Annotated in this window: 1 protein-coding gene; it reads right to left on the reverse strand. The window is 64.8% G+C overall.

What is annotated here, in order from left to right; all coding sequences use genetic code 11:
- Window positions 1–207: DOPA 4,5-dioxygenase family protein (locus tag SB756_RS33245; protein ID WP_410913656.1), on the reverse strand; the 207-nt coding region annotated here is incomplete at its 3' end.
- Window positions 208–250: the final 43 nt, after the last annotated feature.

Below are 250 nucleotides of genomic sequence, written 5' to 3' on the forward strand. Positions count from 1 at the left end.
GGCCAGCCACGGCACCACCTGGGCAAACACCTCGGGGCTGAACGCCAACTGGCAGCTCCAGTCCGGATGCGGCCCCACCGGCCGCTCGTGGACCCGGCCCATTTTCAGTTCGAACAGCTGCGCCGCCCGTTCGCACAAGGCCCGAGCCTGGTCGATGGTGCTGGCGTCAAAGTAGACATGGGCGTGGTAGCCCTTGATCCGTTGCATGCAAACCCTCGCAATCAAGACGAACCCTCAAGGCTCGCCACAG

Origin of the sequence: Pseudomonas sp. SIMBA_068 (assembly GCF_046534705.1) — a bacterium.
Lineage (GTDB): Bacteria > Pseudomonadota > Gammaproteobacteria > Pseudomonadales > Pseudomonadaceae > Aquipseudomonas > Aquipseudomonas putida.